Genomic DNA, 23,974 nt, shown 5'->3' with positions numbered 1-23,974 from the left:
ATTTGTTTTGTTCAAATTTACAAATTCAATCCCCTAACAAATGTTAAATTTTATATAATTCAGTTGCCCAACTGTGCTATTTTTTGAGCATTTAATTCCTTAAAATCATTGATGATTAAATCTGCCGTTGACAGGTCCTGTAATTTAGAATGATGGCTGTTATAGCCGATACACAACAAGTTTGCGGCTTTAGCAGCTTTTACGCCATTCGTACTATCTTCAATTACGATACAATTTTCTGTCGGAGCGACTGATAACGATGCGGCATGAAGAAAAATAGCGGGATTCGGCTTGGATTGCGGAAAATCTTCACCACTTACAATATCCGTAAAATAAGAATGCAGCTTAAATCGCGTAAAAACACGTTCGATGGTTACTTTTGAAGCTGAAGAAGCCAGGATTAACTGAATTCCGCTGGCATACAAATCCTTGATCAAATCTTCTACGCCTTCCAACAGATATAAATCTTCTTTCGTATCGAATGCATCATTAAAAATGTTTCTTTTTCTTTGAATCAAATCCTCTACTTCCTGCTCTATCGATGGAAAAAATCCTTTCAGGGCCTGAAAGGTATTACGGGTAGAAAATCCCGTAAATGAAGTGTACATTTCTTCTGTTACATCAATATTCAATTCAGAAAATTGTTTGTAATACGAATAACGGTGAACGGGTTCTGTGTCTACAATAACACCGTCCATATCAAAAATTACTGTTTTTATCATTTTTTTTTAAGGGGCTAAGGTTTTTTCTGCAGGTTCAGAGAGGCAAAGGTTTAGGTTAAAGACTGAAAACTGATACTGAGACTGAAGCCTATTCTTTCTTAAGCAAATATCTTATTACCGTTTCGGCAGCGTGAAGACCAAATAATCCGGGCATATAGCTGTTGGTTCCGTAAAATGATTTTTTGAAATTCTTGCCGTCTGTCAGTTTTAAGCTTTTTGTATCCTGAATTTCAGAAGAAAAAACAACTTTCAATTTGTTGATGTTAGCTTCCCTCAGGCGTTTGCGGATTGCTTTAGAAAAATAACAGTTTATCGTTTTAGAGATATCTGCCACTTTTACTTTAGAGGCCAGCATTTTTCCACCAGCACCCATACTGCTAATGATTTTTACTCTTTTGCGTTTGGCGGCGAATATTAAATTCAATTTAGGCGTAATACTGTCGATGCAGTCCAAAACGTAATCAAACTCAGGGGAAACGATTTCAAAAGCCCGTTCCGGAGACAAAAATTCCTGAACACGGGTCAGTTTTAATTCCGGATTGATATCCATTAAACGATCTCCTACAATTTTGATTTTGGCTTCGCCAACTGTAGAATGTAAAGCCGGTAACTGTCTGTTTATGTTGGTAATATCTACTACATCTCCGTCAACAATTGTCATACTTCCTACTCCGGCCCTGGCCAGAAACTCAGCTGCAAATGATCCGACACCACCTAAACCCACCACCAAAACATTGGACTTTTGGAGGTTTTCTAATCCTTCTTTGGTAAATAAAAGCTCGGCTCTTTCTGTCCACTCTGCCATATCTCTTTTTGTTTAAAATTTTATTGTTTTTTGTTTCAGATTCCTTTTAATCTGAAACTTTTTTTTATTTATGGAATACCCTTTTATAATTCGTTGAAATTATATCTTGTAACGCACTGTAATTTATATTTTTATATTCTGATGCTAAATCATAAACCTGTTGTATTGTTTCTTCAACCGTATCTGTCTCGAGAAAAAAACGATCGTTTGGAATTTGTTGAAAAACAGTTCTTAATTCCGGATTTCTCAATAAATATTTTCCAAAAGAAATATAGAATCCTTCTTTTATAAGCTGGTCTGCAAGCTGACTGTTTTTCGAAAATCCGTGTATAATCATCGGAACCGTTATCTTCCTTTTTTTCTTAATCGCAATCACTTCCTGAAAAGCGGCCACGCAATGAATCACAACCGGTTTTTTATATTTTTCGGCTAAAATCAATTGTTTTTCAAAAACTGAAGTTTGCAGGTCCAGTGGAATTTCAATCCGTTTATCCAAACCGCACTCGCCGATTGCCAGACAATTTTGGTTCTGCAACTTTTCTTCTATAATTTTCAAATCAGTGTCAATTTTGTCTTCTGCAATATACCAGGGATGAATTCCAATGGAATAAAACGGAATTGAAGCATCAAATTCACGGGGATACTGATTGACCAATTCTAAAACATCGGATTGGTTGGTGAGCTTATGGGTATGAAAATTAAAAAATTCCATTAATGAAAAGCTTTAACTCCGGCTTTGATTTCAATTTTTAAATCATTTTCCAACGGAACCAGCGGACAGGAATATTTATGATTGTAAGCACAATAGGGATTATACGCCTGATTGAAATCAACTGCGATGGTCTCTCCTTTCGGGACTTTCAAATCAATATATCTTCCGCCAATATAACTTTCTTTACCGGAAGTCAAATCAGAAAAAGGCAAAAATAAATGATCTTTATATTCTTTTGTTTTAGAAAGATCAATACTTCTGTATACATTCAATTGCAGTGCAACACCATCAATCTTAAAATATAAAGTTCCGTATTTAATGTATTTTGGTGTTCTTGTTCCCGTGGTTTTCATTTCAAAAACCTTTTCGTTTTTTGCTTTTACCAATTTTGCATTTACAAAATATTTACTGTTAACCGGATAAAAATCCAATGTTTTAAATGACTTTAAATCTTCTGCCATCAACGGACTGGTCTTAGCGTCAGCATATTCTGCGTTAATGGTCTTTTGAAATTTTTCGGCATCACTTTTATCAAATTTCTTTTGGCTGAAGCCGAAATTAAAAGTCAGCAGTAAAACAAATGCGATTATTTTTTTCATCTTGGAAATTTTATGCAAAAATAGTTTAAAAGTAACAAAGCAACAACCGATCTACATTACAAAGTTTTCTAACTTTGTTGCAAATAACCTTTTTATAATGCTCAAAACTGCTTTTACCCACTACATCAATAATTTCAGAGGATTTTCAAGAGAAATCTGGATCCTTACACTGGTAACTTTTATTAATCGTGCCGGTACTATGGTACTTCCGTTTTTGTCGAAATACTTAAAGGAAGACCTTCATTTTACCTATAATCAGGTGGGTTGGATTATGGTTTCATTTGGTTTAGGATCTATGTTGGGTTCCTGGCTGGGCGGAAAACTATCCGATAAAATCGGGTTTTATAAAATCATGATTTTTAGTTTATTTACCAGTGGGGTTTCGCTTTTCTTCGTACAATATATCACCACTTTCTGGGCATTATGCGGTGCTATGTTTATATTAATGGTCATTGCAGATATGTTCAGGCCGGCCATGTTTGTTTCTTTAGGAGCTTATGCCAAACCGGAAAACAGAACGCGTGCCCTGACTTTAGTACGTTTGGCCGTAAATCTTGGCTTTGCTGCCGGACCTGCTTTAGGTGGTTTGATTATTATGGGAGTTGGATATCAGGGACTGTTTTGGGTAGACGGATCTTCCTGTATCATTGCAATTTTGATTTTTGCACTTTTGGTAAAAGAAAAGAAAAAAGTAACTCATGAAGATAAAATTGAAAGTGCCAAAGCAGTAAAATCGGTTTTTCATGATACTATATTCTGGGCTTTCTTATTTGTAAGTTTTGTAACCGCCATGATTTTCTTTCAGCTATTTACCACTTTACCCTTATACCACAATGAGAAATTTGGGTTGAGCGAATTTCAGACAGGACTTTTAATGACGCTAAACGGCCTTCTTATTTTTGCTCTGGAAATGCCAACCGTTGGTTTTATGGAAAGAAAAGGTTTTCCTAAAATAAAAATTATTATCCTGGGCTCGTTTATCATGTCGCTGAGTTTCTTCTTATTACTTATAAATGTTTGGGCCGGAATATTAGTAATTGCCATGATATGTATTTCTCTTGGCGAAATTCTAACCTTTCCGTTCTCCAACGCCTTTGCCTTAAGCCGTGCACCCCGAGGTCAGGAAGGACAATATATGGCACTTTATACCATGAGTTTTAGTCTGGCACACATTGTGAGTTCAAAGGTTGGTTTTGAAATTATCTCCAGACTGGGGTATCAGATCAACTGGTTTTTTATGGCGTGTATTGGAGTTGTAGCAACGCTTTGTTGTTTTTGGATCAAGAAAGCTTTGATAGACGAAAAAGTTTCCTGAATTTTATTCTAATCATAAATCATTAATTTTCAATTTATTACACTTAAATCGAAGTACTTTTTCATGTTTTAAACTGAAAATTTAGTTAAATAACTATTTTTATAGTTGTGTAACTATAAAAATAGTTGTAGGTTTGAATTAAAATTAGAAAACATGCAAAAGCTAACGAACAAGGAAGAAGAAATCATGCACATTTTATGGAAGCTTAAAAAAGCATTCGTAAAAGAAGTTCAGGCAGAAATAACCGAAGATCAGCCTCATTATAATACACTTTCAACTATTGTAAGGAATCTGGAAGAAAAAGGATATGTGAGCCATAACGCCTTTGGAAATACACATCAATATTATCCTATTGTAACGATTGAGGATTACCGAAAAGGTTTTATGAGTACCGCTATTGATAATTATTTTAATAGTTCCTATAAAAGTATGGTTTCGTTTTTTGCCAAAGAAGAAAAAATATCTGCAGCAGAATTACGCGAAATTCTGGCTATGATTGAAAATCCAAAAGAAGAAAAATAACCGTTTATGGAAGCACTTTTCATTTTTATCGCAAAATCAAGTGGATTACTTGCTTTGTTTTACTTGGCGTATTATTTATTACTGCGCAAAGAAACTTTTTTCAACAGTAACAGGTGGTTTTTACTATCCGGCCTGATTACAGCTGTGGTATTGCCCTTTTTAGTGTATACCAAAGTGATATGGGTTGATCCTGTTCCGGTTTCCAATATGGCGTACTCCCCTGTTTTCACTCCGGGTACGATACAGGAAGAGTCTTTTGAAATCGACTGGAATTTGGTTTCCCTTGCCATTTACGCACTTGGTTTTACGGCTTTCCTGGTAAAATTCGGAATCGATTTTTATAGTTTAAATTCGGTTTTAAAAGGCAAAAAAGTACAACAGCAAGCTGATTTTAAGTTTATCGATATCAACGAAAATATTGCTCCCTTTTCTTATTTTGATTATATCGTGTACAACTCATCACTGTACAGCGCCTCAGAGTTAGAGAATATTATTGAGCATGAAAAAGTACATAGCGATCAGAATCATACTATTGATGTTTTGATCTCAAGAATTTTTTGTGTGCTGTTTTGGTTCAATCCGATTATCTGGCTTTATAAAAAGGCTATTCTACAGAACCTTGAATTTATTGCCGATAGCGAAGCTGCAAAAAAAATATCTGACAAAAAAGCGTATCAATACACGCTTTTAAAAATAACAACACATGAAAGCTGTGTTGCAATCACCAATCATTTTTATCAATCATTAATCAAAAAACGAATCGTCATGTTAAACAAAAATCAATCAAAAAAGAGGAATTATTTAAAGTATTACGCTATAATTCCGGCACTTCTAGCTTTTGTCCTGCTGTTTCAGGTCAAAACAATTGCACAGGAGAAAGCTTCAGACCCGATTACAAACATTGATCCTAAAGGAATAGAATCTATGGATGTATTCAACATTTCTAAAAATACTACTGATGCTGAAATTGCAGAAAGAATTAAAATTTTAAAAGAAAAACATCAGATTAAAGTAAGTGTTTCTGATTTAAAAAGAGATTCTAAAAACGAGATAACCTCCATTCAGATTGAATTAAAAAATGAAAAAGGAGTAGTTAAAGTAAAAAGAACCGAATCTACTAATGGAATTGATAAAATCGGAATCATTATTATTAAAGAGAAAAGCGGTAAAATCAGTTTTAATTTTTCTGATGATGAACAAATAAAAAATATTGACAGGTCTGATGAAGATCAGGATGATGAGATTAGAGAAGTGGAAAACGTTGACGCTCCTGATGCTCCTGATGCTCCGGGCACGTCTGGTACTCCTACTCCCCCAACACCTCCTGCACCACCCGTTTTTCCGGGAGGTCCAATGCCTCAGGTTCCTGCATCGGCTATGGCTAATATGCCAAAACCACCAACACATCCCGGAAATGTGAATGACAAAGCAGCCATGAAAAAATTCGAAAAAGAAATGGCTGAATTTGAGAAAAAAATGGAAGCATTTGAACCGGATATGGCCGCCTACGAGAAAGAAGTAGAAGAAGTAATGTCAAAACGCGAAGCTATTTTTGAAAAAGAAATGGAAAAATATGAAGTTGCCATGGAAAAATACAATGCTGACATGCAAAAGTTCAATCAGGAAAACCAGCAAAATGTCAATTTCAATAATAGACAATATCAAATAGACATGAAACAGCATGCCATAGATATGAAGCAATATGAAAAAGACATGAAACAGCACGCTAAAGATATGAAGCAACAGGAGAAAGACATGAAGCAGCATCAAAAAGACATGATTCAGCATCAAAAAGATATGGCTAAACAACAAAAAGAGAGAGCCAATAGACAAAATAATTAATACGTAAAAATTTAAAACGTATAACTTACTAGAATCATAAAAAAAACCAGTGCCCAACACTGGTTTTTTTTACGTCAAAAAATCAATTCTAATTTATTTGAATCCTATTAAATGAAAAAAATAATATGCATTTTGTTTTTACTACTTTGTTTTTCAGTTAAGGCACAACAAAAATCAGAAGCCCTGAGCGAAAAAGAGATTTTAATTCTAATGGATAAAAGTGCAGCTGATGTATTGAAAGAAGCCAAAGCAAATTCAGTTTCTATTGGAGTTGTGAAAGAAGGAAAAACCTATACAAAACATTATGGTGAAATAGACAAAGGAAAAGGTAATACCGCAACCAATAGTACTATTTTCGAAGTGGCCTCCATTACAAAATTATTCACGGGATTACTCGTAGCACAAGCCGTTTTAGAAAAAAAAATAAATTTGGATGATGACATTCGAAAATATATTACCGGTGATTATCCCAATTTAGAATATGAGGGAAATCCTGTCAAATTCCGGGATTTGCTATCTTTCAGAAGCGGATTTAGCCATGATTTGCCTGATAATTCGGAAATCAGAAAAAATATAAGTGATACTAGCTATCTTGCCTTTAAAAGACTGGACGACTCGTATAGCAGAGCGGCTTTTTTTCAGGACTTACATGCCATGAAACTGGATACTTTACCGGGTAAAAAATATAAATACAGTAACGGCAGCGTTCAGCTTACAGCACACATTTTGGAAAACGTGTATCATAAAAACTACGAAACCTTACTTGAGGAAAATATTTTCGATAAATTATCATTAAACGATACGCAGCTTCTTATAAATCCCAATACAATAATTGCAAACGGATATAATGCAAAAAATATTCAAATGCCAATTTTATCAGATAATTTATGGGGAGCAGCCGGTGGTATCAAGTCGACTTTGGGAGATTTAGTAAAGTTTCTGGCCTTCGAACTGGATACTAAAAATAAATTTGCTGTAGAATCACAACGAAATCTTCTGGAGAGTGAAACCATGTGGAACGGCTATTTTTGGGATGGAATTGAAGTAAGCGGTTTTGGGGAAAACAGCTGGAAACATGGTGGTGCTTTTGGTACACAAAATATGTTTTTGGTATATCCCGAAAGTAAATTGGGAATCTCTGTTATTGTAAATGTAAGTGATCAGAATACAAGCAATGCAATCGGACATGCAGCTGCAAAATTAGCCTTAGCGCTATTGCCAAGGGAAGAATCACAGAAAGGAATTTACGGATATAAAATAAAAGATAATTCTATACAATTTACCTACGAATACAATACACTTTTTAATTCAGATCTGGTAAAAAGCGTTTCCATTGCCGGTTCTTTTAACAACTGGAATACTGAGGACAAGAACTATCAAATGATTCGGAAAAATAAAAATACTTTTGAGTTATCGATTCCTGTAAGTAACTTTAAAAAAGATCATCTCCATACTTTTAAATTTGTTATCAATAAAACGGGCTGGGTGGAAGCTCCTAAAAATATTTCAAACAAAGAAAATAGCGCCGACGAAAATCTAATTCTAAAACTTTAATCGCTTTACAAAATACAAATCTCTAATACTCAGAAAGACTTTGCTGTTTAGCAAAGTCTTTTTTATATCTTTGAAAAAAATAAAACCGTCCATGTATAAAATTTTAGCTAAAATCAATAAAGTTCTTCTACCGAGTTTTACCAAACAGGGTTTAGATATTACCAAAGCAAAAAAATGGCAAATGGCCCTTATTGGTTACCGTTATTTTGTAACTAAACGTGCTTTAGATTAATTTTTCACCATATTACTTCTGATCTATAACCATATTGTACCATTCTGAGTACAATCTGTATCCTTTTATACCTTTCAAAGTCTTTTCTGTTCCGTAATTTGTAGTTTTGCTTTTCAGTATAAAATTGCAATGAAAAACAAAGAATTTAACCTCCCTCCTGTTCCGGCAGTACTTTTGGCCATTATAAGTGTACAATGTGGTGCTGCAATCGCAAAAACAATATTTCCTGCACTTGGCGCGGCGGGAACGGCATCGATACGAATTGGTGTCTCCGCTTTAATTTTATTATTGGCTTACCGTCCCAATTTATCCAAAATCACAGGACAACAGTGGAAAATTGTTATTCCTTATGGTTTGACTTTGGGTGCCATGAACTTAATCTTTTATATGTCTATTGAAAGAATTCCAATTGGCCTGGCCGTTACCTTAGAATTCATCGGGCCGCTTTTGGTGGCTATAGTCGGATCAAGACGTTTGGTCGATTATTGCTGGGTATTGCTCGCAGCCGCAGGGATTGTCCTGATAGCACCCTGGACCAATTCCCGAATAGATACTTTGGGAGTCTTATTTGCGCTGTTGGCTGGAGGGCTTTGGGCTACTTACATCGTCCTGGGTGGAAAAGTTTCTAAAATCATGAACAGTGGTGAGGCCGTTTCTATCGGAATGCTTTTCGCTTCTCTTTTAATTCTCCCCTTCGGTTTTTATGAAAATGGATTAGTTAATCTTACTCCAAAACTTATGGGACTGGGAGTAGCATTAGCCTTGTTATCCAGCGCCATTCCGTTTACACTCGAAATGAAAGCTTTAGGGCAGCTTCCTCCCCGAACCTTCAGTATTCTGATGAGTTTAGAACCGGCAGCAGCAGCAATCTGTGCCTATATTTTTTTACAGGAGCAACTGAATTTTTATGAGATTTTAGCTGTTGTCTGCGTTATAATTGCATCAGCCGGCTCAACTTTAACCGCTAAAAGATAAATATATCAATCCAATTATTATATAAAAAAACCTGTAAATGATATTTACAGGTTTTTTTATGATGACTTTTATGCCCTTAATTAGTTTTTAGGTAACAATACCGTATCAACTACATGAATCACACCATTTGACTGATTTACATTTGCAATTGTAACTTTAGCTTTATTTCCGCTTTCGTCGCTGATATATAAATCCTTTCCATCCATCCAGGCAGTCAGTGTACCACCGCTTACTGTTTTAAGAGTCGCTTTTCCTTTACCCATTTTTATTGCTTTTGCGATATCAGAAGAATTCATTTTTCCGGCTACAACATGATAGGTTAAGATCGTTTGTAACGTTTTGATATTTTCTGGTTTCAATAATGTCTCAACAGTTCCTGCTGGCAATTTATCAAACGCTGCATTTGTTGGGGCAAAAACGGTGAATGGTCCTTTACTTTGTAATGTTTCTACTAATCCGGCAGCTTTTACAGCAGCAACCAAAGTAGTATGATCTTTTGAGTTAACAGCATTTCCAACAATGTTTTTTGTTGGGTACATTGCTGCTCCTCCCACCATTACTGTTTTTTGTGCATTAGAAGTAAATGCAAATCCTAAGGCTAAAACTGCTACAGCTAAAAATTTTCTAGTTTTCATAATTAATAATTTAAGTTATAAGCTCATTTACGCTGTAATATTTGTTTTGGTTTTAGGAAAAAAATAAAAAATCAGAAACAAACATAAATTATCCTCAAAATACACTGTAAAACAAGACTTTATTGATTTAAATTATTTTTGGATATTTTTAGAATTTGATCCTTTCCTGCATTACTTTTTTTGATACTTTAGTAATAAATTCATTGATTATGGAAAATCTACCGCAGAAAGTAAGAAGTAAAAAGCTAAGTACAAAGGTCGATTTGACCGCTATGGTTAGCGTTTCTTTTTTGTTGATCATCTTTTTTATGGTAACGATTGAGTTGGCAAAGCCAAAAGCTATCGATTTAACTTTACCTGAGAAATGGAATGATGATGGTGTTATTAGATGTGGAATGGGTATTAGCGATCGCATAATAACAGTTTTATTAGATGAAAATAATAAAATCATACTCTATAGTGGGCTTTTAGGATATGAATCAGAAAGTCCCAAAGAAATCAAATACGGTAAAAATGGAATTCGTCACGAACTATTTATTCGAAATAAAAATATTCAGGAGTATTCTGCTAAATTGGGAAAACAAAACAGAGGAGCAATTGTTATCATTAAGCCAAGTAAAAAATGTAATTATAAAAATTTGGTAGACATTTTAGATGAAATGGCAATTGCTAAAATTGACACCTATACAATTGTTAATGATTTTACTCCGGAGGAATCTAAACTATTAGCTGCCAGATAAAAATCCTCTCTAAACCTGAAACAAAAAATAGGTAAACAAAAAAATCCCGCATTGCTGCGGGATTTTTTTGTTTAAGATCAGGATCTATTTCTTGATAAATTTCATGCTTGAACTTCCTAAATCAGACTTTACTTTTATAAAATAATTGCCCGCTCTCAGCTTCGAAATATCAATACTGGAGACTGATTGTGCATTGGGAACAGCAATCACAATCTGCCCCAAAAGATCGTAAATTTCCAAGGATTTTATTTCTAAATTCTGTGTATTATGAATGTTTAAAATATCATTTGCGGGAACCGGATACAAAGCCAGATAATTCGAAAATTCAAAATCGGGAGTGCCTAACGTTTTAAAGGTTGAAGTTTCTTTATTCGTCAAAATTGGAAAATTGTAATCGAAATAAATATTCGCTTCATTGGCAAAAGAATCTCCAACAACAAGTGTAGGTTTTGTTTTGATTTTAAAAGCGATATAACCGTCATTATTATCGTCATCAAAAGGAAGTTTAATATTTTCGAAGATAAATTCCACTTTATTTCCTTCTGAAATTTTGGTTACAAAAGAATGACTTGAACTTGTTGGAACTAAGGTCGAAATATCAAATTTAGCTAAATCAATCATGTCTTTTACAACAATATTTTCAGCTGAATATGTTCCCTTGTTTTCAAAACGAATCAAATAGTGAACATATTCACCTATTAAACCTGGTGTAATAATTTTACCTTCTAAACAAGTTTTATCATTTGGATCTAAAGAACCAACAACCGTTTGGTTTAACGTAAAAACATTGTCGTCAGGAGTTTCGTCTGTATCAACTGATTCAATTGTTGTTGTGAATTTTAACACATCGTCGATATTTACGGCAGGAGTTTCAGTTGGATCATTTAAATTTAGCCTGAATACTATTTCTCTGCTCTCAAAAGGCTTTAAATTTGTGAAACTCCATTGAATGTTGTCAACTGTTTTATTGATAAAACTAGTATTTGAAGAAATGTAATCTAAGATAGCATCATCAAATTTAAAGTTAACAGAACCGGATTGTATGACATTCCCTTTATTTTTATAAACTATTTTATAATTGCTGTTAAACCCGGGTCTTGCCATATTTAAAGGAAGCAAAGTAACCTCTAAATCCGGATGAGTACCATTTGCTGCAATGCAAAAATCCTGGATAAAAGGACTGTTATGTGCCGGAAAATCAGCAATAACTTTGGCAGGCAAAACACTAAAAAATGATGCATTCTCTAAAATAACAGGCGTAATTGTATGTTGTCCTGCTTGAGGGTGAAGATTATAATTACCTGATTTATCAGTAATAAAATCCTGAGAAATGATACCATTTGTAATATTAAACTTTAGAAAAGGAAAAAGAGGATCATCATTATCACAACCATTACTATTAGAATCCCATCTTTGACTGCCTTTTACAGTATAAGAAATTCCTCCCGGTAAGAAACTGCAATAAGAACCAACCATACATTTACCTGCTAGTTGCGGGTAACTTCTATTGATACGATATTCTAGAGTGGATAATTGAACTTCATCTGCACAGATATATTTTAATTCATATTTATTCGTATTATTTCCAAAAGAGACTGTTTCATCCCTGCCATTTTTAATAAATATTGAGTTTAGCAGATAGTTATTGGCAAGATTGATATCTACAGCACTATACATATTAGAAGCGTCCAGTGTAGTAAGATCATTGAATTTACAATTTAAATATTTCAGGTTATCAATTCCGGACATTTTTAAATCAGTCAGTTTTGTGGAGCTACAATCAACATTCACAAGGCTTGGAAGATTTTGCAGTACTAAAGTGTTTGAAGTTATGGTGGTATCTCCAAATCCGAATGCTGCACAATTTGCTGTTTCCAGTAAAGGAAAATCTGCAAGTACAAGATTTTTTATGGCATTTTGTGAACAATTAAAAGTGGTAAGCTTTGAAAGTCCGGCCAAATCAAGCTGCTTGATCCCGTTATTGCTGCAGTTTAGATAGGTTAAATTAGAAAGTCCGGCAATATTTATAGTTTTCAGCCTGTTCGAATTACAATCTAAGTATTCCAATTTTTTCAGGGTCGCAAGGTTTAAATTAACGAGCGTATTTCCTTGGATTTTTAAAGATTTAAGATTTGTAAAATATTCTATTCCTGTTACATCAGTAATATAACGATTCTCCTCCTGCACTTCATAAATATTTAAAGCTTCAAAAACATCTATTTCCTTATCTCCATTACTATCAGGCATTAAATAGAGCCCCTTACTATCTCTTGTAATTCCGCCAGCCAGTAAATCCGACTTAAATTGTGAATTTGAAAAAGTAATGATCTGAGCACTCAAAACATTAAAAAAGGATAAACTAATAATTAAAAAGTAGCTTTTCTTCATATAAATAATTTTCTTTTTACAGGAATCGTTTAAAACAATACCATGTTTTTTATTAAAATTGCTATTGTTTTATAAACTTCATTGCTGAACTTCCCTGATCCGTTTTTACTTTTATAAAATAAGTACCAGCTCGCAGTTTCGAAACATCAACACCTGAAACGGATTGTGCATTGGGAACAGCAATAACAATTTGTCCCAGTATATCATAAATTTCCAGTGCTTTTATTTCAATCGACTGTGTCACATGAATGTTTAAAATATCATTTGCAGGAACCGGATACAAAGCCAGATAATTCGAAAATTCAAAATCGGGATTACTGAGTGTTTTAAAAGTTGAAGTTGCTTTATTGGTTAAAACCGGGGAATTGTAATCAAAATAAATGTTGGCCTCATTGGTAAAAGAATCTCCAACAACGAGTGTAGGTTTTGTTTTTATTTTGAAGGCTATATAACCGTCATTAGTCGCATTATCAAAAGGCAGATTAATGTTTTCGAAAATAAATTCTACTTTGTTTCCTTCCGAAATCTTTGTTACAAAAGAATGACTCGAACTTGTTGGAATTAAAGTAGAAATATCAAACTTATTCAAATCAATCATGTCTTTTACGACGATATTCTGAGCCTGATAAGTTCCCGTATTTTCAAAACGAATCATATAATGAGCATACTCACCAATTAAGCCTGGTTTAATTACATTGCCTTCTAAACAAGTTTTATCGTTTGGGTCGTAAGAACCTACAACGGTTTGATTCAAAATAAATGTATTGTCTAATGGCGTTTCTTCACCTGTCTCAGAAGTAATAGTGGTACTTAATTTTAAGATATCACCATTATTTACTGCAGGCTTATCTGTTGGTTTATTCAATTTCAAAATAATATCAATCTCTCTGCTTTCAAATGGTTTTAAATTAGAGAAATTCCACGATAGGTTATTCACAGTTTGTGTTGAAGCTAAAGGATTAGCAACAATCAAATCCAAAACATTATCATCAAAATTTAGATTTACCGAGCCAGATTGTATTTGATTTCCTTTGTTTTTATAAATCAATTTATACTTTGCATCAAAACCTGGTCTCGCTCTGGTAATAGGCAAAAGCGAAACATCTAAATCCTGATGAACACCATTAGCTGTAACACAAAAATTTTGAACAAACGGACTCGCCTGAGCTGGAAAACTAACCGCAAGATTAGTAGGAGAAACGGTATAATAATCTGGATTTTCAAAGACTGGAGTAATTGTGTGAGTTCCCTCTTTAACAGGGATCGAATAACTTCCGGAAAAATTAGAAATAATATTACCAGTTTTCACTCCGTCATTAATTGTAAACTTTAAATTAGGAACAACTATATCCTGATCGTCACAACCATTCATATTACTGTCTAATTTATGATTGCCCTGAATAACGTAGTATGTTCCTCCCGGAGTGAACGAACAATAACTACTTATTGAAAGATTGGGATAACCAGCTCTGTTAATGGAGTTTTGCAAATATGTAATTTCATCATCATCAGCACAAATAAATTTAATTTTTGGACAGTTATACAAATTGCCTGAATTTACGTAACCATTTTTTGTGTTAAAAAATGTAAGTTCTTTATTATCAGAAACATCAAAACTAGCTTTACCTCTTACATTCGATAATTCAATACTTTGTAATGATGTATTAGTGCAATCAAAAGTTTCCAAATATCCTGATAGATTTAAAGAAGTAAGAGGATTATTACTGCAATAAAATTTACTTGCTGGAACAGTTATAGTAATAGAATCTATTAAATTCAATGAAGAATCTCCTCCTTCATAAGCTGGCAAAAAATTTAAATTGGTCAATTTATTATTTGCACAATTAAAAGAAGTCAGGTATTTTATTGAACCCAAATTAATGCTTGTTAATAAATTAGTACCTAGATTAAGGCTATTTAATTTTATTATCTTTTTTATTTAAATTGGATAGATCTATAGTGGTGAGTTTATTTTTGTACAGAATTAAATCTATTACTCCGGGTAATTTATTTAAAGTTACGGAAGTCAACAAATTATCATAAGAATTCATTGTGATAAGATTTGGTAAATCTGACAGAATTAAATTTGTTAATTGATTCTGACTACAATTTAATTCCATTAATTTAGATCCCGATTGCAAAATTAAATTTTTTAAAGAATTGTTTTGACATTCGATATGCCACAACTTATAAAAATTTGTCAAATTTAAACCTATTATAGAATTATTATTACAGACTAACACTTCTAAAATATTTAAATTTTCATTATCGAAATCAATATTTAAAAGAGAATTATGATCACATTCAAGTGACACCAAATTTTTAGCATTGGTAAGATTCAAATTGGTCAGCTTATTATTGGAACAATCCAAAAAATTAAGCTTAGGGGAATTAAGGATATTAAGATTTGTAATTAAATTATTTTTACAATCAACAGTGTCTAAATTATTTAAAGCTGATAAATCAAGAATTGAAATTGAATTGCCATAACAGTGCAACAATGTCAAATTTTTAAATTCATTTATTCCTGTTAAGTCAGTTATTGAACAGTTATTGGCCATTAATTGATAAACATTCAAGGCCTCATTAATTTCTATCTCTCCATTATTATTTTTATCAATGTAAATTGCGTCTCCATTTACATCTTTACATAAAATTTTATTGCTAATTAATGCAGCTTTAAATGTTGGATCTGGAATATTCACGTTCTGCGCACTCAATCCATTAAAAAAACAAAAAGCAAAAAACAAAAAGTAGATTTTCTTCATAGTGTTCAAATTTTCAAACAAAAATAACTTTTTAAGATAATAACACAACTTTATTTGTTAAAATTTATTAAAATAAAAAATATAAAGCAAAAAAAAGTCCCACATTGCTGTGGGACTTTCTATTTAAAGGAAACTAAGAATTATTTTTTCTCCGTTTTTTCCATTTTAGCTTTCAATGCAGCTAATACATCATTGTTATCTCCTAAAGTTGCAGCTGGTGCATTTGTAGTAGAGTTAGATGAAGTATTTTCAGTTGCAGCTTTCACGTTTTTCTCTTCTTCTTCACGGAAGATAGCAGTGTGAGAAGCAACTACTCTTTTGAATTCTTTGTTGAATTCGATTACTTTGAAATCAGCAGTATCACCTTTTTTCAATTTCTTTCCGTCTTCTTTTTCAAGGTGACGAGTAGGAATGAAAGCAACGATATCATCTCCGAATTCTACAGTAGCTCCTTTGTCAACGATTTCAGAAATTTCACCATTGTGGATAGTTCCTACAGCGAAAGAATCTTCGTATTGATCCCAAGGATTAGCAGTAGTTTGTTTGTGACCTAAAGATAATTTACGTCCTTCAACATCTAATTCTAATACTACTACATCAAGTTTCTCACCAACATTTACAAATTCAGATGGGTGTTTGATTTTCTTAGTCCAGGATAAGTCAGAGATGTAAATTAATCCATCAATTCCTTCTTCTAATTCTACGAAAATACCAAAGTTTGTAAAGTTTCTAACGATACCTGTATGTTTAGAACCTACCGGGTATTTAGAAGTAATATCAGTCCATGGATCCTGAGTCAGTTGTTTGATACCTAATGACATTTTACGGTCATCTCTGTCTAGAGTTAAGATAACAGCTTCAACAACATCTCCAACTTTTACGAAATCCTGAGCAGAACGTAAATGAGTTGACCATGACATTTCAGAAACGTGGATTAAACCTTCAACACCTTCAGCAACTTCGATAAATGCACCGTAATCAGCGATTACAACTACTTTACCTTTTACTTTATCACCAATAGTTAAATTAGCATCTAAAGCATCCCATGGGTGAGCGTTTAATTGTTTCAATCCTAATTGAATTCTTGTTTTCTCATCATCGAAATCAAGGATTACAACGTTTAATTTTTGGTCTAATTCAAGAACTTCACTTGGGTGGTTGATTCTGCTCCAAGAAAGATCAGTAATGTGAATTAATCCGTCAACACCACCTAAGTCAATGAACACACCATAAGAAGTAATGTTTTTAACAACACCTTCTAATACTTGTCCTTTTTGTAATTGACCGATGATTTCTTTTTTCTGTACTTCGATATCAGCTTCGATAAGCGCTTTATGAGATACAACAACGTTTTTGAATTCGTGGTTAATTTTTACCACTTTGAATTCCATCATTTTGTTTACATATACATCGTAGTCTCTAATTGGCTTAACGTCAATTTGAGAACCAGGTAAGAAAGCTTCAATTCCGAAAACGTCAACGATCATACCACCTTTAGTTCTGCATTTTACAAAACCATTAACGATTTCTCCTGTTTCGTTTGCAGAAATAACTCTATCCCATGATTTGATAGTACGTGCTTTTCTGTGAGATAATACTAACTGACCTGTTTTATCCTCACGGATGTCGATTAATACTTCTACTTTGTCACCTACTTTTAATGCCGGGTTGTAACGGAATTCGTTTAAAGAAATAACACCTTCCGATTTTGCGTTGATATCAACGATAACGTCTCTATCTGTAATTCTAACAACTACACCTTCAACAACTTCTTCCTGATCTGTAGCGATGAAAGTTTTTGATACTAAGTCTTCGAATTCCTGTAAGTTTTTCTCATCTACTGCATCAATACCTTCTTCGAAGTTATGCCAGTTAAAATTTGCTAAAAACTCTTCTTGTGATTTTAATTGTTCAGACATGCTGATAAAAAATTTGTATTCCGTTTTCCTCGAGTTTCATAAAGCAGTAGAAAAAACAGAAGTTGTTTTACATAAATAGTTGATACCTAAAGGAAACTCTTCTTTGCCAAAAGGTTTGCAAAATTAATACATTTATTTGTAATAGCAAAACAATTCTAAATGATTATCAATTCATTATTTATCCAATAATAATTTTGACAACTGACTATTAATTGTAATGTATTCTACAATCTGATCACTATCAAATGTTATATTGCCTTTATCATCTATTTTTGATGTTTTATTATCAATTGACAAATAGTTTTTTCCGGATTTAGATTTATAGAGCGTAAATATGCTATGATTATCTGTCTTGCTGTCAATGCTTTTACTTAATAAATCAAAACCGGCATGATTGCTTCCCAATATATCAGCTATCATTTGCTGTTGGTTGTCTATATAGCTAAAAGCAGGAAGCACCATTTCTTCATACCACGAATTAGTAGATTCGGAAAAAGGTTTTTTTGCCTCTAGATAGGATAGAAAACCAGAAATTGCAATAACAATAATAAACTCTATTGACCAGACAACCCAAAGGAATGCACCGCTCGCTGTCGCGCCACGAATACCCCACGTACCATATTCATTAACCTGACTGATATATTCTAAAACTAAATCTGGTCGAAATATTAATGAAAAAACCTGTAAAAATTCAATATTACTTACTGTAATCCCTATTCTGTCAGACCCATAACTTTCTCCTGCATTAATTACTAAATCTATCCAGATTGCCCAATGAAGGTACAAGGCAAAAAAAGCAGCTGTCAATCCAATAACAAATCCTAAAACCGGATTTCTAACTTTTCCTTTTTTAATAACAATTAAGGCAACTACAAATCCAATGAGAAAACCAAAACCTAATGTAATAAAAAAGTTAACATATACGAATGGAATGTACCAAATGCAGTACGCATATAGTAATCCCAATACAGGAAATGCCGTAACACTGACCAGCAGCAAGTATAAGATAAAAATTAACGAAAATTTGCCTGATGGTTTATAATATTTCTCCATATAATTATTAATGATTTAAATTGTTGATTGATTTTAATGGTTTCAAAGAAAGAAGTTGATACCTAAAACAGTCAAAACTTATTAAAAACTTTCTTACCGAAATATTTTACAAGAATAATATTAAATTTTGGACTTACAAAATAGAAATTATTGTTAATTAATAAGAAGCAAAAGTTGCAGATTTTCCAGATCCGAAGCCTATTATGCGTTGTCCTGAAAAAGGTTGACTGGATTAGTACTATAAAATTAATATAATAAACCAGACAGTTTAAAAGAAGTCTAATTGATTCAAAAACGCTGCAGTTACATTTGTATTTTTACTTTTTGCAAGTAATATGTCCAATTTCAAAACCGTTAATCTTCCATCATTATCAATATAATTAAGGATTTCCTTAGTTACATTTAGCGAAATAGTTATGGGCTTTTCGAAATTAGGCACAAGTTGAGAAAGATTAATTTCAATCTTTTCTCCTGTCTTATCCTTATACGTTAAAGTACTGCTGCTGTTTTCAAACACTGATTCGGTCAGCGTTTTATTATGTGTTGTCATGGTAAGCCATATCGTTCCGTTATAAAAATAAACTTCTCTGGTAGAAAAATCCATAAAAAGATCTCCTGTCTGGCCATTCGCTCTCGGTACGCCGTTTTCTTCTGTCAGATTTTCCAAATCATTCCATTTGTTATTATACCAGTAATAGTAACCCGGTGAAATCCCTGCTCCTTTTACAGTATTCAAAACCAATATAAATTTGGTGTTCTGATCTACAATCGTGGACTTATCAGACCTGCTTTTTAGTGCTGCTCTTGGAATCATAATTTCTTCATTTTTACAAATTGCATCGAAACGTGATGATACATCAGACAATTGTTTGCTGCTACCCGTCTGGCACAGTGCTATGAAAGGAATCAATAACAGGAAATAAAAAATTATCCTCTTCATTGTTTTGTATCTTTTTAAGGATTTAACCGTTAAATCCGATACAAAAATACCTGCTTGATTTTCAGATAATTAATCAAAAACAATAACTGACTTAGTCCCGTAATAAATGGTATGCTATTGCAAATAAGTGGCAAAAACGAAAGAAAATGACAGGCTTATTCAAAAATGAATTTTAATGTTTTTTTACGCAACTATCAAACTTTCCTGTTTCTTCCTTAAAAAAGCTGACTGGAGTAGCAATATAAAATTAGTTCAATCGGAACATAAAAAAACCCGTTTCCAATAAATTGAAAACGGGTTTTTAAATATCATAAATACCTTAATGACTTAAATTTTCTATTTCTTTCGGGTCATGTTTATGTTTAAACAAAATCGCAAAAGCAATCGCGATAACCAAAGCATAAGCAGCAAACGACAACCAGATCGTATGCCAGTCTTTCATTAAAATCGGGTTTGTAAAAATTCCATCAGTTGAGACTGTATTTCCCTGTGCTTTTACGAATTCCAACATTCTGGAATTTGTGGTATCGGTTTGCAAAAAACCAGCTAATTCAGTAGTATTGTTAAATGATTTTGTAAAGAAACGATCAATTGCCCAACCGGAAGTTAAACTTCCTAAAACAGCTCCTACTCCATTAGTCATCATCATAAACAATCCTTGTGCCGAGGAACGAATTTTAGAATCGGTATTGCTTTCTACGAATAATGAACCTGAAATATTAAAGAAATCAAATGCCATTCCGTAAACGATACAAGACATAATAATCATCCATAAGCCACCAACGGGATCTCCAAAAGCAAACAATCCAAAACGCAATACCCACGCCAGCATACTAATCAGCATTACTTGTTTGATTCCGAAACGTCTTAAGAAAAAAGGAATCGCCAAAATAAATAAAGTTTCAGAAACCTGGGAAATCGACATAATGATCGTCGAATATTGAATCACAAAAGAATCTGCATATTTTGGAAAATGTTTGAATTCATCTAAGAATACATCTCCGTAAGCATTTGTCAATTGCAATGCGCCTCCCAAAAACATAGAGAAGACAAAAAACAAAGCCATTTTATAATTTCCAAATAACTTAAAAGCTTCTAATCCTAATGTTTCCACTAACGAAGCATCCTCTTTAGTCAGACGCTGTGGCTCACATTTCGGCAATGTGAAAGCGTAAATTCCCAGAATTAACGCACCCACTCCGGCAATGTAAAACTGGTATTCCGTTGCTTTACTTCCGCTTAAATTGGTAATCCACATCGCTGCAATAAAACCAATTGTTCCCCAAACGCGAATTGGCGGAAAGTCTTTTACTATGTTTTTATTGTTCAGTTTTAGTGAAGTATATGAAATCGAGTTACTCAACGCAATTGTTGGCATATAGCAACACATTGCCGCAAACATGACATATATAAAATTATCCGGTGTAGTAACTTGTGCAATCCCGAATAGAACTACTGCATAAATGATATGTAAAAAGCCATACAATTTTTCAGCATTAATCCATCTGTCTGCAATTATTCCGGTAAGAGTCGGCATGAATAAAGAAGCAATTCCCATGGTTCCGAAAACAAGACCAAACTGGGTTCCTTCCCAATTTTTAGTTCCAAACCAATAATTCCCAATTGTTATAAGCCAGGCTCCCCAAACAAAAAATTGAAGAAAGCTCATTATAATCAACCTGTTTTTAATTCCCATATGATGAAATTGTCTTTTTAAATAAATGAAGCGGTAAAACTACCATTAAAAATGATATCTGCAAAAAATTAAGCGGTTTTAACAACGTCGTTTATTAATTCCAAAACAGCTGAGAACTGTTCTTCGCGACTCAGGTAAGAATTATCTATTTCGATGGCATCATCGGCAATGACCAAAGGAGAATCTGCACGGTGTGTATCTATATGATCTCTCTCTACAACATTTTTCAAAACATCTTCATAAGAAACATTATCCCCTTTTTCCTGTAATTCATCAAAACGTCTTTGTGCACGGGTTTCTGCACTTGCAGTCATAAAAATTTTCAATTCCGCATTTGGAAAAACTACAGTTCCGATATCTCTACCATCCATGACTATAGCTTTGTTTTTTCCCATAGCTTGCTGCTGCTCTACTAACTTCGAACGTACCTCCGAAACTTCTGCTACTTTGCTTACATAGTTGGACACCTCAATAGTTCTGATTTGTTTTTCAACATTTTCGCCATTCAGGTACATTTCTGCAAAACCCAGTTCTGCATTGAATTTAAACTCTAATTGAATTTTTGGAAGGGAATCGACAAGACCTTTTGTATCAAAAGAATCAGGCCCTATGAACTGATTTTGCATTGCAAATAAAGCTACGGCTCTGTACATTGCTCCTGTATCGACGTATACGTATTCTAATTCTTTTGCCAACTGTTTTGCTAAAGTACTCTTTCCTGTTGACGAAAATCCGTCGATTGCAATGGTTATTTTTTTCAAAATAATCTTTTGATTTTATAAATTTATAATAAGATGCGGGTATTTTTAATAATAGATATCTAAGATAATTTTTGACTTAGAAGTGTCTATTATTTTTTCAATTCTTTTAAAGAAAGCCTCACTAACCATTGGACAGCCCTGGCTGCGTGAAATATAATGATCCTGTTCACCTTCCGGAACAGCTGAATATTGATGCAGCACAATAGATCTTTTAAGAGCGTTACTGTTAGTGTCGTCCAGACCAGCTAATTTATAAGCTTTACCAAACATTCCTTTATAACATTTTTCTATAGAGTACCTTCCCAGAGCCGTAGCTTTAGATTCCGGTACATTACTAAATTTTAATTCTCCGCCAACTCCGGTTTCCGATCCTGATCCGTGAGCTACAAGTCCCTGATCGAGAATTTTATCATTTTCCAAATCATAAACAAAAAAGCGGTTTTTACCTGATTTTATTTTCATATCAACTAAAAAAGCAATTTTTCCATTGTAATTGGAACCAGCTCCAATCTTTTCTTTTATTTCGCTAATGTGAAAATTTATCCTTTCGACATCAGCAGTAGTCAGGGTTTCGTCTTCGAAATTAATTTTTGAGGTGTTAAAAAAACCTGCAGTAACAAAAAGAATTAAATAAAATAGTTTCATAAAATTGCCTATTGAAAGTTTAAGATTAGTCCAAAAAGACTCGTATTAGCCGCTAAAGTATATTTTGAATATGAATAATTGAATTTCAATCGATTCATTTTTAAACCAAATCCTAAGGAAACCCCTGAAAAATTACGCTGTTCTTCCACTCTCAATTCTTCCCCTCTTCTAAAATTATAACCCATTCTGATGTTAAATGCTTTTTTTGGAAAAAGCTCTACTCCTACAACTACATGTCGCAAAGCATTGTTTACGAATGAAACTTTTTCTTCTTTAGTAGTTCCATCAATATTAGTTTCTCCGCGAACAGGATTCGAGAATGAAACATTCCATTGTTGCAAATTTTCTAAAGAAAGATGCCAGCGAAGCGGCACGTGTTCTAATTCTTGTGACATTCCTGCAATGATTTCAAGAGGTAAATTCTCCTGTATTCCTGAATAGGTTGTGAACTGTGTTCCAATATTGCGAATTACCAGCGCCAAATTTAAATCATTTTTTTCAATTATATACAAAAAACCCAAATCAATTGCTCCTCCAATAGAATTATAACTTTCTAACGTTGAAGTTATTAACTTCACATTCGCTCCAAAATGAATATCTGTATAAGGAACATTATAGGCATAACCCAATGAAAGTGCGCCTTCACTGCCTGTAAACTCTGAAGTGGCCTGACCATTTTCATCATAACCATCAAATGTACCGTAGTTTATATAGCTTACCCCGGCATAGAAAGTCTGAACATGTCTGTCATAAGTATAAGCATATGAAGCAGTTCCGTAAGACGCGTCCCCATAATAACTTCCGTAATTCATAGCCAGGTGATTATCCATATCCTCGTTTAAAGTTGCTGGATTAAACATAACCTGATTGACATCTTCATCATAAATCGTTATCGTATTTCCACCTAACGCTGCCTGCCTGGGTGAAGTTGTTAAATTAAGAAACTGATAGGTGTGACGACCTCCAATTTGTCCGAAAGAAACCGAACAAATCAATAACATTAAAAATAAAACAGGTCGTTTTAACATGCTTTTCAAGGCGTTCCTATATGGGAATAACGCAAATGCGAAGATAAAATTATATAACTTATAAAATAAATATTATGACTAAAAAAATCCAGATTCCAAATCGAACATTTCGATCTGGAATTC

General features: G+C 33.4%; 22 protein-coding genes. 7 read left to right on the top strand and 15 right to left on the bottom strand.

What is annotated here, in order from left to right:
- Window positions 1–59 precede the first annotated feature (59 nt).
- From EV142_RS14970 to EV142_RS14955, 4 genes are all read right to left on the bottom strand, one after another.
- Window positions 60–722, bottom strand: coding sequence for an HAD family hydrolase (locus EV142_RS14970; protein ID WP_132036671.1), 663 nt, complete (start codon window positions 720–722; stop codon window positions 60–62).
- Window positions 723–810: 88 nt separating this feature from the next.
- Window positions 811–1,527, bottom strand: coding sequence for a tRNA threonylcarbamoyladenosine dehydratase (locus EV142_RS14965; RefSeq protein ID WP_132036670.1), 717 nt, complete (start codon window positions 1,525–1,527; stop codon window positions 811–813).
- A gap of 64 nt (window positions 1,528–1,591) precedes the next feature.
- Complete coding sequence (locus EV142_RS14960; RefSeq protein WP_132036669.1) at window positions 1,592–2,239, bottom strand: TatD family hydrolase; 648 nt, start codon at window positions 2,237–2,239, stop codon at window positions 1,592–1,594.
- Window positions 2,239–2,838, bottom strand: a complete 600-nt coding sequence (locus EV142_RS14955) for a DUF1684 domain-containing protein (protein ID WP_132036668.1) — start codon at window positions 2,836–2,838, stop codon at window positions 2,239–2,241. The genes EV142_RS14960 and EV142_RS14955 overlap by 1 nt, the downstream gene beginning before the upstream one ends.
- A 97-nt stretch (window positions 2,839–2,935) precedes the next feature.
- Between EV142_RS14955 and EV142_RS14950 the strand changes: the two genes are divergently transcribed.
- From EV142_RS14950 to EV142_RS14925, 6 genes are all read left to right on the top strand, one after another.
- Window positions 2,936–4,153, top strand: a complete 1,218-nt coding sequence (locus EV142_RS14950) for an MDR family MFS transporter (RefSeq protein ID WP_132036667.1) — start codon at window positions 2,936–2,938, stop codon at window positions 4,151–4,153.
- A gap of 153 nt (window positions 4,154–4,306) precedes the next feature.
- On the top strand, window positions 4,307–4,675 hold the full coding sequence (locus EV142_RS14945; RefSeq protein ID WP_127340561.1) for a BlaI/MecI/CopY family transcriptional regulator: 369 nt from the start codon (window positions 4,307–4,309) through the stop codon (window positions 4,673–4,675).
- Window positions 4,676–4,681: 6 nt separating this feature from the next.
- Window positions 4,682–6,517, top strand: a complete 1,836-nt coding sequence (locus EV142_RS14940) for a M56 family metallopeptidase (protein ID WP_132036666.1) — start codon at window positions 4,682–4,684, stop codon at window positions 6,515–6,517.
- Between the two features lie 111 nt (window positions 6,518–6,628).
- Window positions 6,629–8,071 carry a serine hydrolase gene (locus EV142_RS14935; protein ID WP_132036665.1) on the top strand — a complete coding sequence of 481 codons (1,443 nt, stop codon included), beginning with the start codon at window positions 6,629–6,631 and terminating at the stop codon, window positions 8,069–8,071.
- A 91-nt stretch (window positions 8,072–8,162) separates the two neighbouring features.
- Window positions 8,163–8,303, top strand: a complete 141-nt coding sequence (locus EV142_RS14930; RefSeq protein WP_132036664.1) for an SsrA-binding protein — start codon at window positions 8,163–8,165, stop codon at window positions 8,301–8,303.
- Between the two features lie 129 nt (window positions 8,304–8,432).
- Window positions 8,433–9,278: an EamA family transporter gene (locus EV142_RS14925; RefSeq protein ID WP_132036663.1), complete on the top strand. Its 846-nt coding sequence runs from the start codon at window positions 8,433–8,435 to the stop codon at window positions 9,276–9,278.
- An 80-nt stretch (window positions 9,279–9,358) separates the two neighbouring features.
- Here EV142_RS14925 and EV142_RS14920 read toward each other — a convergent pair whose 3' ends face one another.
- On the bottom strand, window positions 9,359–9,913 hold the full coding sequence (locus EV142_RS14920) for a fasciclin domain-containing protein (protein ID WP_132036662.1): 555 nt from the start codon (window positions 9,911–9,913) through the stop codon (window positions 9,359–9,361).
- A gap of 209 nt (window positions 9,914–10,122) precedes the next feature.
- On the opposite strand from EV142_RS14920, the gene EV142_RS14915 reads away from it, so the two are divergent.
- Entirely contained in the window at window positions 10,123–10,653 is a 531-nt protein-coding gene (locus EV142_RS14915) for an ExbD/TolR family protein (RefSeq protein ID WP_132036661.1), read from the top strand.
- A gap of 84 nt (window positions 10,654–10,737) precedes the next feature.
- Here EV142_RS14915 and EV142_RS14910 read toward each other — a convergent pair whose 3' ends face one another.
- The 10 genes from EV142_RS14910 to porQ form a co-directional block, all read right to left on the bottom strand.
- On the bottom strand, window positions 10,738–13,041 hold the full coding sequence (locus EV142_RS14910; RefSeq protein WP_132036660.1) for a DUF7619 domain-containing protein: 2,304 nt from the start codon (window positions 13,039–13,041) through the stop codon (window positions 10,738–10,740).
- Between the two features lie 61 nt (window positions 13,042–13,102).
- Complete coding sequence (locus EV142_RS14905) at window positions 13,103–14,917, bottom strand: T9SS type A sorting domain-containing protein (protein ID WP_238698739.1); 1,815 nt, start codon at window positions 14,915–14,917, stop codon at window positions 13,103–13,105.
- Between the two features lie 37 nt (window positions 14,918–14,954).
- Window positions 14,955–15,809: a leucine-rich repeat domain-containing protein gene (locus EV142_RS14900; RefSeq protein ID WP_132036658.1), complete on the bottom strand. Its 855-nt coding sequence runs from the start codon at window positions 15,807–15,809 to the stop codon at window positions 14,955–14,957.
- Between the two features lie 140 nt (window positions 15,810–15,949).
- Complete coding sequence (gene rpsA, locus EV142_RS14895; protein ID WP_127340550.1) at window positions 15,950–17,728, bottom strand: 30S ribosomal protein S1; 1,779 nt, start codon at window positions 17,726–17,728, stop codon at window positions 15,950–15,952.
- 174 nt (window positions 17,729–17,902) lie between these two features.
- On the bottom strand, window positions 17,903–18,781 hold the full coding sequence (locus EV142_RS14890) for a hypothetical protein (RefSeq protein ID WP_132036657.1): 879 nt from the start codon (window positions 18,779–18,781) through the stop codon (window positions 17,903–17,905).
- 268 nt (window positions 18,782–19,049) lie between these two features.
- Entirely contained in the window at window positions 19,050–19,721 is a 672-nt protein-coding gene (locus EV142_RS14885; RefSeq protein ID WP_132036656.1) for a hypothetical protein, read from the bottom strand.
- A 319-nt stretch (window positions 19,722–20,040) separates the two neighbouring features.
- Complete coding sequence (locus EV142_RS14880) at window positions 20,041–21,417, bottom strand: nucleoside permease (RefSeq protein WP_132036655.1); 1,377 nt, start codon at window positions 21,415–21,417, stop codon at window positions 20,041–20,043.
- Between the two features lie 68 nt (window positions 21,418–21,485).
- Complete coding sequence (gene cmk, locus EV142_RS14875; protein WP_132036654.1) at window positions 21,486–22,178, bottom strand: (d)CMP kinase; 693 nt, start codon at window positions 22,176–22,178, stop codon at window positions 21,486–21,488.
- Between the two features lie 45 nt (window positions 22,179–22,223).
- Window positions 22,224–22,823 carry a murein L,D-transpeptidase catalytic domain-containing protein gene (locus tag EV142_RS14870; RefSeq protein ID WP_132036653.1) on the bottom strand — a complete coding sequence of 200 codons (600 nt, stop codon included), beginning with the start codon at window positions 22,821–22,823 and terminating at the stop codon, window positions 22,224–22,226.
- Window positions 22,824–22,831: 8 nt separating this feature from the next.
- Complete coding sequence (gene porQ / locus EV142_RS14865; protein WP_132036652.1) at window positions 22,832–23,851, bottom strand: type IX secretion system protein PorQ; 1,020 nt, start codon at window positions 23,849–23,851, stop codon at window positions 22,832–22,834.
- Between the last annotated feature and the right edge of the window lie 123 nt (window positions 23,852–23,974).

The organism is Flavobacterium circumlabens (genome assembly GCF_004345565.1).
Lineage (GTDB): Bacteria > Bacteroidota > Bacteroidia > Flavobacteriales > Flavobacteriaceae > Flavobacterium > Flavobacterium circumlabens.
Note: the sequence above shows the minus strand (reverse complement) of the source record. Positions and strands in the feature narration are given on the sequence as shown.